The following is an 11,262-nucleotide window of genomic DNA, read 5'->3' on the forward strand; positions in this document are numbered from 1 at the left end:
TAATTTAACTCATAATTCTTTACAATATTTTATTTTTACTCAGCTAATGGGTTTTTATGTGTCAAGTCGTTGTTGAAACTCCTGGTGTTCAAACAGCCTCACTCAGTTGCAAGGCATCCAAATCTATTGGGGCTAACAGTCTAATAATTTGATATCTTAAACTATTAAATTTACTGATAAATAAAGATAAAGCAAAATTCTGAATGCAGCCCGTTGCAGTATCATATAGAACAACTGAGCTGCATTCAGTTGAAAAAAGTTTAACCAGCTAAACTCTCGACACTTAGAGGAACCATATCGCCATTTCTTGTCAGTCCTAGTAACATTGGTTGTTTTGGTTGAATGAGTTGACCTGTTAGTACACAGCGTTCTTCTTGTTGTGCTGTTGCGGCTATGCTAGCCCGAATATCAGCTCGCGAAAATCGGGGCTTCCACTCACCTGATTTTTGCTGCACATAATTCCAGAGGATGTCTCGAATCAAAGCTTGATATCCCTGATTACCAGCTAATTCTTTGAGTTTATCTTTCAATTCCCGTTCTAGACGGATGCTGGTGACTTCCATATCGGTGGTTGGTGTGCGAGCTATTGTATGCATCAGTTTTTCTCCTTAAAGTATGGACAGGATAGTAATACAAGTGTAGTATGTTTAAAGGAATGTTCAATAGGTGAAATTTTCTGTGAAATCCGTTTACCCCATCTCTACTTCCTTGCGTGTTGTCAACTGTCGATTAAGTTGGGAATCAGCCGCTGTGGGAGTGGAGTATTTATTTATGGGAGACGGTGACTGGAATAAATGGCAAATCACACAGGGCAATTATGATTCTCAATATGCCAGCATTCGTGCACTGAATGCAGTAGCAAAACTAGAACGACAAAGCGGGAGGTACAAGCAACAAAATGCTGTACCGATATAGAAGCACCAAGACTTCAACAAGGTCAAATTCCAACCCCCGCTTCCACTCAATAAGAAGCGGGGGTTTGTTTATAAGGAGTCAAGCTGTGACAAGCGCGATGCAAGTTTTAGAACAATCCGTGGTGGTGTTTTATCAAAATGATTTGCCACTGTGTCGGGTTAATATCGAGCAAGCGATTGTATTGTTAGTAACAGATAAAGCTGATCCACTATATTTTTATCGCCAAAGCGGATCGGAAGTTCACTCACCCACCTGCAAGCAAACCTGGAATAACAGGAGAGCATAAGCAATGCTGAAATTAACATACACTGAAACGAGTTTTTGTTTAGAGTGTTTAGTTCAATCGTTAGAAGAATGGGTGCAAGCGCGAGTGATTTTGGCACTGCGAGTAGGGAGATCTCTGTGTGTTGAACCCAGCACTGCTTCCTTTTTACTTCCTGTTAATTTGCCAGGAGTAGAAATACTTAAAGCTCTTGTCAATAGAGAGAACAGTGAAATTATCGCTCTGTGCAATTGTGATCACGAGTGTGTGGAAGTGACTCTGCGAGGTTATTGGCTATCAAATGGTTCTCAGGATGCTGAGGGCGTTTTTATCACCGCAATGAGCGATTCATTTTACGGTGAACACTCTGCTTCACCTACTGAGTTTTTTCTCCACAAACTTTGGCAAGAAGCTCAACACAGAGCCTCTGTTATGAGCGAGTAATGAGTTGTTGGCTTTCAGCCTGGTTGCTGAAAGCTGACAACTGTCATTGTTCTTTTTTTATGCCTATAGCCTCACTTATACAAGTACAATCGAATAAGTCAGGGCGTGTATTTAATAACAAATAAATGAAGAAAAGAGGTTTTAAATGTGTTAAAAAATATTCCAGTTTTATGAATTTTTTTATTCTAATTTTGAAAAAAATCTTGAGATTTAGACGTCTCCTCATAATTGAATGCGAATTTATGTATAAGCGATTCCGTTGATAGTAAACATTTTGTGCCATGAGCAGACGTTTTCTTCCTCCTCTTTCTCCAGATGATTTGCCTCCAACTCGGGTGACACAACTTGATGAGTTATTACTGAGACAACTAGAAGAAGCTATCTGCAAACGCTTTTTCAAAGCTTGTAGTTCAATGACTCGGGCTTTATTGTCTAATTGTCACTGGTATTTCCAAATAAACGGTGGCAGTTTAATACTGGTCATTGTTAGCTATGACATGGAAAGTTATTGGCATATAGCAAATGCTATTCCTCAGATAGTTAACAAATTAAAGCTATTTTCCAATACTGCCAAAATCCGTTTCTGTCCTCCATCTAAAGAAGGCATACCTTGGGAAATTGCGGTAGATGAAATATCGGATGAAAAGGATGTGTCTTAACACATGGTTAAGAATATCATCAGGTGGCACTCTTTTGTAGATTGTGAGTCCAGCGCCGCACGAGGGAAACCCTCGTGCTGGTTCTGGCGTCAGCGCTATGCGCTCACTCCTGCCGTTCGGCACGGGGCCGTGGCGTCAGCCATAGGCATAGGACATACCCGTAAAAATCAAGGCGTTTCTTTCAAAAACGCCTTCCCTTCTTCTTGGGAGCAGAGTTATTATCATACAGAGTTTGGTTGGGCAAAACACGCTGAGCGATTGTGCAAAGCTCACCCCCCTGATTGGCAATTGGGCGATCATTATCTAAAAATTAGTATTGCTTCCGTAGATAAAATGATTTATAAACTGATAAATATATAGCAATCTTATTTGATTTGTGCTCAGCTAGGTACAGTTTATGTTCTCTGTTCCCTGTTAAGAGTTCCCTGTTAAGAGTTCCCTAACTCAACTAGTAAGTTCAAAACCAAACCGGATTCCTATAAATTGATACATATATAATTTCTATTTTCAGCTGGTAGTAGCAAATACAAGTAAGTTAGTGTTAGATTGTGCTAGAACTGGGAATAAGTCAAACAATCCTGAGCTAAATATTCACAAGCAAACTGGTAAATGCTGTGCCAAGAAAAACAAGTTGTCTTCTCATAGGAAAACAGCGGCATAGAGATTTATTTTTACAAGGATTGACACTTGGTAGGATCATACCAAGAAAAACTCATAATTACCAACTAAATTGGTAAAAATATGCCAAGAAAAGAACAAGGATGGATTACTTTTCAAACCTCAGAGGAGGAGCGAAAAATTCTAGAAGAGTTTTCAAAGCACTCTCAGCGCACTAAAACAGAAATTTTGCGGGAACTGGTGCGTAGTCTCAACAAGGAGTCTCAACAGGCCCCATCACTACCAACTCAACAGTATGAAACAGAGGAGGCTTGGACTTCTAGGATAGAAGTTTTTGGTCGCAAGAAACCACTCAAAGTCAGCTCCCGGAATATTCTTAAAGGAATCATTAAACGAGTTGTGACTGGGGCTGTTAACACTGAAGTCACGCTAGAGATTGTTCACAAAGTTGAGCTAACCTCAATTATCACAAGAGTGTCGGCAGACGAGCTAGATTTGTCTGAGGGTACAGAAGCTTACGCAGTGATCAAGTCCAACGATATTGTTATTGCTAGGGATTGACATCTTCCCCCACTAACCTTATAGTTCGTCAGTGACAAAATTATACAAAAGCCCTCACTCCTGATTCCTCTTCCAAGTTGGAAAAGGACTTAGGGGTGAGGGTACTTTTAGAAGTATTAAATTTTTACTAAGCTTCGACTTTCACACCTCTCCAGAAGGCGACATAACCTTCAATTTGCTTTGCTTTCTCCTTTGCATCAGGATAATACCAAGCAGCGTCCTTGTTGAGTTGTCCATCAACTTCAACATTGTAGTAACTGGCGAGACCTTTCCAAGGACAAGTTGTGTGGGTGTTGCTTTCCTTGAAGTACTGCTTGTTAATTGAGTCAGGGGGAAAGTAATGGTTGCTTTCCACAACTACGGTGTTATCGCTTTCGGCTAACACAGCACCATTCCAGATTGCTTTTGCCATAGATGACAAGTGCTAATAACGCTACACATTACATTATGATTCTTCTGGTGAGCATCTTGCCCACGCATAAAATGGCTACACTGAGCAAATTTTTATCAAGGAAAATTCAAGGCATTTTGGATTGACATTGGAAGATTTTCAGATCACTTGTCAATTGCTGTAGGTACTGGGAGCAAAAATAATTATCAGTAAAACCAGCCTCACTGCATATTAGCAGCTGAGGTCACTGATAATTAGGAGGAGGTATTTTCTTTATGCATTCAGAGTGTCATTTTCTTGATGTTCAAGAGCCAGATGGCAATAAGTACACCATTAAGCTAGAACAAGACCGCTTTACCTTAGGACGAAGTAATAGCAATGATATAATCCTTCCTAACTCAGATAAAACAATCTCACGGAACCATTGTGTCTTAGAATGTAAGGCAAACTGCTGGTGGGTGGTAGATGAGTCAAGTGCGAATGGAACTTTCGTGCAGCGATGCAATCGTGATACTCGAATCGATGTGCGCCAGCATGGGAAATACCAACTTAACAATGGGGACACCATCCTCATTCTTGGCAAGTTCTTGGAGGAAAATGAACCTGTCTTTTGGAGGCTAACCTTTCGAGATTCTGAACAAACTGTCCAACCTCCAGCATTCTTAGAGTACAGCTTAAGTCAACAAAAGCTTTTTTTAGTCAAAAGTAGTGAGCAACAAGAGATTCACTTAAGTCGAAGAGAACGGAATCTCATTCACTATATGGCAGAACGCAATCAGGCAAATAACAATAAGCCTGTTGTGTGTGAGTATCAACAGATGATAACAGCAATTTGGGGAGATTCGTGTGGTCACACAAATAATGATGTTACACGCCTTGTCTGGGTTATCCGCAAAAAAGTAGAGTCAGATCCTGGTGAACCTGAGTTTCTCATAACGGAGAAGGCAAGAGGTTACAGCCTGAAAGTTAAACTGATTGCGTGAGTCAATAACAACAACTGCCATGTCTTTAAGGAACAGTGGTCTTTGTTAAGAGACTGTTCCCAGAAACCTAAATACTGTACCCAATATTTGGCATAGCGCTCATTTTTTAGCCTTAAACATATCTTAATACTCGTACTTTAGCTTAGAAGCAGATTGGAACTGTTCTGCGACACATGGGCTATGAGCGATCGCAGACTCAAACTGCTAGCCAAATTCTTCAACAAGACTTGGGATAGGGATTATGGTTCAAGAGCAACCTAGCAAATATAACAATGGCAAATCAAGCAAGCCAACGAACTCAATTTCAAACGAGAAAATAGAGCAGGCGTTAGAACAGTCACTTCAAAATCAGCGAGGCATTGTGAGTAATTGGTTGCCTGGTTATGAGTTAAAAGGTGGTAGGTACATTATTCAAGAAGAATTGAGTACAGGAGGCTTTGGTGTTATCTATCGCGCCAAAGATAGCCGAAAAAATCAGGTTCTTGTTATCAAAGTTCTCAAAAGCGACTTATATAACGAACAAGAATCTGACAGTTTTGAAGAAAACTTTGTCAAAGAAGCAATTAATCTCGCAATCTGTAAAAATTTGTATATTGTACCATTTAAGGATCTGATTAAGACATCGGGTAAATGGTGCATTGTAATGGAATATATTGAGGGTGAAGACCTGAACAAATGGGTTAGAAAAAATGGTCCTCTTTCCGAAGCTGATGCTTTACGTTATATTCGCCAAATTGGTGAAGCTCTAAAAGTACTTCATGAACATAATCTTTTACATCGAGATGTTAACCCCAAAAATATTATTAGGAGAGCAAATGGGTTAGAAGCAGTTTTAATTGATCTGGGAATTGCTCGAAAGTTTTCTCATAATCAGACAGAGCAGCATACTCCAATTTTGACACAGGACTTCGCACCAATTGAGCAGTATAGAGAAAAGTATAAAAGGGGAGCTTACACTGATGTATATGCCTTAGCAGCAACACTGTATTTTTTGTTGACAGGAAACGCACCAATTGCCTCTTGGAGGAGGTTAAATGGAGAGCCACTGAAAACCCCGCAGCAGATTAAGGGTAAGCAGTATATCAGCGAGCAGGTAAATGATGCCATTCTCTTAGGATTGCAAATATTTCCACAAGAGCGCCCTGAAACAATACAAGAATGGCTAGAAAAACTACCACCTGATGAAAGCAAAATTGAGGAAGCTACATACCAATATAACCGTACGACAAACACAAACAAAGAAGAAAGAGATGTTTCCAAACGAACACAACCACCAAACGATACTCAACCCAACCAACCGAATCCACGGAAATTATTGAGTCTGCCGGCTGCATTCACGAGTCCTGCTAGCTTTATGGTAGCGCTGGCAATTTTCAGTTCATTAGGAACCAGTTTTATTAGCGCTGGGTTGTGGCTGTTACTAACAATTTGTTTCATTTATGTTGATTTTTTTATTACTAAAAGATGCACAATTAAACAGCAAATTGGTTTAGTGATTAGTACCCTAAGTCCCCCACTGGTAATTTTACTTTATATTTTTGCTTTACGACATTGGAAGGCACAAGAAGTGGAACCGTTAGGTTGGGCCCCAGAAACATTTTATTACGGTGGTAGCACGACTTGGGCACCCATCCGGCGTGACGTTGACCCACAGATTCAAAAATTTTTTCCTAACTTTAAGTTGAAGCTTGTTAATCCAAAAAGCGTCAATCCCGGTTCGGAAACTGGTATTAAGCAATTGTTAGGGTTGTTAGACGGGGAGGAGAGGCTAACCTTTGCTCAGTCTTCTCGACCGTTTACAGGAGATGAATATAAGAAAGCTCATACACAGGGATTTCTTTTGAAACAGATCCCAGTGGCAATTGATGGCATTGTAGTTGCAGTCAATCCTAAATTAAACATCTCTGGTTTGACTATTTCCGAACTCAAGGCTATTTATCAAAGTAAAATTACCAACTGGAACCAAGTCAAAGGTTCAAATAATCTAAATCTACCAATTAAGCCCTACTCACGTAAAAAAGAGGTTGGCGGCACGGTTAAAATCTTTGTGGAAGATGTTTTAGAAAATTCAGATTTTGGCACCACAGTAGAGTTTAAGGAAGACACAACCTCAGCTCTTAAACTAGTACAAAGTGATATGGGCAGTATCTACTATGCTTCGGCTCCGGAGGTGGTTAAACAGTGCAATATCAAAGCACTACCACTAGGGTATCGATTTAACCAACTAGTTTCTCCCTATCAAAAACGGTTTCTATCTTATAAAGATTGCATCCAAGAAGGGCGCAACCGAGTAAATATTGAAGTATTTCGCAACAAGCAGTATCCCCTTATTCGTAAGTTGTATGTCATCCTTAAAGAGGATCATCCCGATCAACAAGCAGGAGAAGCTTATGCAAATTTGCTACTGACTGCTGAGGGTCAACAACTGCTGGAAAAAGCTGGATATGCTAGCTTATATGACACTCAAGCTAATTGAGTACTGTAAGTTAAGCATCAATCACAACCTGTTCTACAGACATTGACTATCATGTAAAACAAGCAATCTGCCTCCTTTGCAACACAGTCTCTTATGTCACAGAATCCCAATTTAGAACAAGCGCTAAAATATTACTTTGGCTACGATAACTTTCGCCTCGGACAGCGACAAATCATTGAGCAAGCGCTACAAAATCGGGATTTAATGATTGTAATGCCGACTGGTGGCGGAAAGTCGCTGTGTTTTCAACTACCAGCACTACTCAAAAAAGGTTTAACTGTGGTGGTGTCGCCGCTGATAGCTTTGATGCAAGACCAGGTGGAATCACTGCGAGATAATGGGATTGCCGCAACATTTCTTAATAGCAGTCTGAACGCTTATAAAGTGCGATCGCGCTTGGGGGCACCAAAAGCTTTTTCCCGCTACTGCACACAAACTGGCACGCTTGTTCTACCAAATATGGACGATCGCAGGACTTTCTGCCGACCTTGGCATGGACTACTATCAAAAACGGTAGCCCAACATACGTTCGTATAGCCCCCGGAGGCCAAGGAGTTCGGCATGGGTACCGGACTCGACAATCTCACCCCCCTGCATCACAAAAATCTGGTCGCAGTCTACGGCGGTTTCGAGCCGATGCGTGACTAAGATGATGGTTTTCAAGCGGCGTAGACGCTGGAGGGTCTGTATCACCCACTGCTCGTGCTTTAAGTCCAGCGAACTCGTGGGTTCGTCGAGGATGAGTATAGGAGCGTTAGTGAGGAGCGCGCGCGCAATAGCTAGGCGCTGCCGCTGCCCGCCTGAGAAGTTCTGACCGCCCTCAGTAACTATGGTATCATACTGCTCGGGCAAGGTTTCGATGAACTCGGCTGCCCCGGATTCGATCGCCGCTTCTTGAATCTCGTGGAACTCAGCATCTGCGCGACCGTAGGCGATATTCTCCGCGATTGTTCCGGGGAAGAGTGGGCTGCTTTGCGTGACGATCGCCATGTGTTTGCGGACGTCACAGACCTTAAAAGTGCGGAGGTCAACACCGTCGAGGAGGACGTGACCCTCCATCGGGTCGTAGAAGCGCGGCAGGAGATTGAGCAGCGTGCTCTTTCCCGTCCCGCTTGGACCCAAAAACGCCACCATCTGACCCGGCTCGATAGTAGCACTGATCTTCCGTAAGACGGGCCGCCCAGGGCTGTACTCGAAGCTCACGTCGCAAAGGGCTAGTGTGCGGGGACGGACGGGAAGCGGCTGCGCGTCAGGCTCGTCCGCGATCGCAGGCGCAAGGTCAATTACTGCAAAGACGCGATCGCATGAGGCTACGAATGTCTGGATCTTAGTAGTGAACCCCAACACCCAACCTAACGGGTCCCAGAACTGCGCGAGGTAAGCCATGAATACGATCAGATCGCCGATGGTCAAGCCGTTCGGCACCGGACGCAAGAACTGGTCGCGATAGACCAGGTACCCGCCGTAGCCGAAGATTACCCCGCCTCCCAGGGCGAAGATTACCTGAACGGCGAGCGGATAGAGGGTTTCGAGCCAATTGAGCCGCATCGAGGCAGCGACGCTTTGCTCGACCACCTGCGCGAAGCGCCGCGACTCGGTCGCTTCTCGACCGAAAGACTGGATCAGCCCGATCAACTCTATAGCTTGCTGCATGGTGGAGGTCATGAGCGCGTCGGTACGCTTCGAGTTCGTAGCTCGACGCTTAATCTCTCCCTCGAAGTACCAATTCGCAAGTATCAGAAGCGGCGTGAACGAAAGTGCGAACACGGTGAGAAGGACGTGGCGCGACAGCATGATTCCGATCATCGCCGTAAGGGTGACCGATGCGGCAGTGGAGCCGATGAGTACATCGATTACCCCCCACGGTCCGAGGCTGTCGTAGCTCAACCGATAGATCGCGTCGCCCTGCGACTGGGAGTTGTGCCAGCCAAGACTGAGCGCCTGCAGTTTGTCGTACAGTTCGGTCCGAACCCGCATGGTTCCGTTGTACTGAATGCGGTAGTTCAACATCTTACGCAGCATTATGACGGTATCGCTCAGGATCTTGATGATCATCCCGACGATCGCCATTCCGAAAATTCGGTTCAGCCTGCCTTCGCCGAACGGGGCAAGAAACAGCGTATGAATCCAGTTGGGTTTCGGGGTTGGTGAGAGAACCGTATCAACTAGAATCGCTATGGGCCAAGCGTTGAGAAGGTTCAAAACCACCGATGCCCCGATCAGAACCAAGAGCGTGGCGATCAGCCATAAGTCCTTGCGGAAGTAGGAGATGGATCGGAGGACGATCTGCATGTGGCGAACCTCATATCTTGTACCAGGTTAGCTTGTACCAGGTTACATTGATGTGCAGACCATAGCGTTTGGCACAGGCTTTGGACTAGATGCCAGAATCCCACCCATGCCCGCGAAGCCTAGGGGTGGGAGTGTCAATATTGATTATGATGTAAAACAGGCACAATGCCTCGTTTGCAACACAGTCACTTATGTCACAGAATCCCAATTTAGAACAAGCGCTAAAATACTACTTCGGCTACGATAATTTTCGCCTCGGACAGCGACAAATCATAGAACAAGCGCTACAAAATCGGGATTTAATGATTGTCATGCCGACTGGCGGCGGAAAGTCGCTGTGTTTTCAACTACCAGCGCTGCTGAAAAAAGGTCTCACTGTGGTGGTGTCGCCGCTGATAGCCTTGATGCAAGACCAAGTGGAAGCACTGCGTGATAATGGAATTGCGGCAACATTTCTTAATAGTAGTCTGAATGCTTATAAAGTGCGATCGCGCGAAGAAAACATCCTCAGTGGTAAAGTCAAACTCCTATACGTCGCCCCAGAACGCCTGCTGAGTGAAAGATTTCTCCCCTTTCTCGACTTAGTCCATCATCAAATTGGTATTTCTGCCTTTGCTATTGACGAAGCACACTGCGTCTCTGAGTGGGGACACGACTTTCGTCCAGAATATCGCCAACTGAAGTCACTGCGCAAACGCTACCCAGATATTCCCGTCCTTGCGTTGACTGCGACAGCAACTGAGCGTGTCCGTGCTGATATTATCCAACAACTTGGGTTAAAGCAACCAAGCATCCATATCGCCAGCTTCAACCGCACAAATCTTTACTACGAAGTCCGTTCTAAAACGAAGTATGCTTACGCTGAATTGTTGGAACTCGTCAGGGAAACAGAAGGTTCAGCAATTGTCTATTGCTTGACGCGCAAAAAAGTTGATGAACTGACTCTGAAACTGCAACACGATAAAATTTCAGTCTTACCTTATCATGCCGGATTATCTGATGAAGAACGCACCAAAAATCAAACTCGATTTATTCGTGATGATGTGCGTGTTATGGTGGCAACAATTGCCTTTGGTATGGGAATTAACAAACCAGATGTGCGGCTAGTCATTCACTTTGATATCTCCCGCAATCTGGAAAGTTACTATCAGGAATCAGGGAGAGCAGGAAGAGATGGAGAACCATCTCGCTGTACTCTTTTCTACAGTTACGGTGATGTCAAAACAATTGAATTTCTCATCAACCAAAAACCAGATCCTCAAGAACAGTTGATTGCTAAACATCAACTGCGGCAGATCATAGACTACACTGAAGGAACAGATTGCCGACGGACAATTCAGTTAGGATATTTTGGGGAACGTTTTTCTGGTGATTGTGGTAACTGTGACAACTGTCGTTATCCCAAACCAATAGAAGATTGGACAATTGAAGCCATGAAGTTTTTATCTTGTGTGGCTCGATGTAAAGAAAGATTTGGTATGGGTCATATTATAGATGTGTTGCGGGGAGGAAAAACCCAAAAAATTACTCAATACGAACATGACAAACTTTCCACTCACGGTATTGGTAAAGATAAAACTGTAGATGAATGGCGAATGCTGGGGCGTTCTCTCTTGCACCAAGGGTTATTAGAACAAACTGCTGATGGTTACGCTGTATTG

General features: G+C 43.6%; 10 protein-coding genes and 2 pseudogenes. 9 read left to right on the forward strand and 3 right to left on the reverse strand.

Annotation, left to right across the window (positions count from 1 at the left end):
* Nucleotides 1-260: 260 nt before the first annotated feature.
* Entirely contained in the window at nt 261-596 is a 336-nt protein-coding gene (locus DP116_RS23030; protein WP_017315076.1) for a ribbon-helix-helix domain-containing protein, read from the reverse strand.
* A gap of 82 nt (nt 597-678) precedes the next feature.
* On the opposite strand from DP116_RS23030, the gene DP116_RS23035 reads away from it, so the two are divergent.
* From DP116_RS23035 to DP116_RS23060, 5 genes and pseudogenes are all read left to right on the forward strand, one after another.
* A complete protein-coding gene (locus DP116_RS23035) occupies nt 679-915 on the forward strand; it encodes a hypothetical protein (protein ID WP_339381535.1) in 237 nt (78 codons plus the stop codon).
* A gap of 85 nt (nt 916-1,000) precedes the next feature.
* A pseudogene (locus DP116_RS23040) lies at nt 1,001-1,168 on the forward strand (HNH endonuclease); the annotation flags it as partial.
* A 36-nt stretch (nt 1,169-1,204) separates the two neighbouring features.
* Complete coding sequence (locus DP116_RS23045) at nt 1,205-1,621, forward strand: alr0857 family protein (RefSeq protein WP_048871017.1); 417 nt, start codon at nt 1,205-1,207, stop codon at nt 1,619-1,621.
* 281 nt (nt 1,622-1,902) lie between these two features.
* On the forward strand, nt 1,903-2,280 hold the full coding sequence (locus DP116_RS23050) for a hypothetical protein (protein WP_169157390.1): 378 nt from the start codon (nt 1,903-1,905) through the stop codon (nt 2,278-2,280).
* A 741-nt stretch (nt 2,281-3,021) separates the two neighbouring features.
* Nucleotides 3,022-3,459 (forward strand): TOBE domain-containing protein, encoded by a 438-nt coding sequence (locus tag DP116_RS23060; protein ID WP_169157392.1) that lies wholly within the window; start codon nt 3,022-3,024, stop codon nt 3,457-3,459.
* 127 nt (nt 3,460-3,586) lie between these two features.
* Here DP116_RS23060 and DP116_RS23065 read toward each other — a convergent pair whose 3' ends face one another.
* Nucleotides 3,587-3,871 (reverse strand): DUF427 domain-containing protein, encoded by a 285-nt coding sequence (locus tag DP116_RS23065; RefSeq protein WP_169157393.1) that lies wholly within the window; start codon nt 3,869-3,871, stop codon nt 3,587-3,589.
* A gap of 254 nt (nt 3,872-4,125) precedes the next feature.
* On the opposite strand from DP116_RS23065, the gene DP116_RS23070 reads away from it, so the two are divergent.
* The 3 genes and pseudogenes from DP116_RS23070 to DP116_RS23080 form a co-directional block, all read left to right on the forward strand.
* Nucleotides 4,126-4,833, forward strand: a complete 708-nt coding sequence (locus tag DP116_RS23070) for an FHA domain-containing protein (protein WP_169157394.1) — start codon at nt 4,126-4,128, stop codon at nt 4,831-4,833.
* A 241-nt stretch (nt 4,834-5,074) separates the two neighbouring features.
* Nucleotides 5,075-7,309 (forward strand): serine/threonine-protein kinase, encoded by a 2,235-nt coding sequence (locus tag DP116_RS23075; RefSeq protein ID WP_169157395.1) that lies wholly within the window; start codon nt 5,075-5,077, stop codon nt 7,307-7,309.
* 93 nt (nt 7,310-7,402) lie between these two features.
* A pseudogene (locus tag DP116_RS23080) lies at nt 7,403-7,705 on the forward strand (DEAD/DEAH box helicase); the annotation flags it as partial.
* Nucleotides 7,706-7,813: 108 nt separating this feature from the next.
* Here the strand turns inward: DP116_RS23080 and DP116_RS23085 are convergent.
* The gene (locus tag DP116_RS23085) at nt 7,814-9,601 is read right to left on the reverse strand and encodes an ABC transporter ATP-binding protein (RefSeq protein WP_169157396.1); all 1,788 of its coding nucleotides are present in this window, start codon (nt 9,599-9,601) and stop codon (nt 7,814-7,816) included.
* Nucleotides 9,602-9,792: 191 nt separating this feature from the next.
* Between DP116_RS23085 and recQ the strand changes: the two genes are divergently transcribed.
* The coding region (gene recQ, locus DP116_RS23090) for a DNA helicase RecQ (protein ID WP_169157397.1) at nt 9,793-11,262 on the forward strand (1,470 nt) is incomplete at its 3' end.

Source organism: Brasilonema bromeliae SPC951, from assembly GCF_012912135.1.
GTDB classification, from domain to species: domain Bacteria; phylum Cyanobacteriota; class Cyanobacteriia; order Cyanobacteriales; family Nostocaceae; genus Brasilonema; species Brasilonema bromeliae.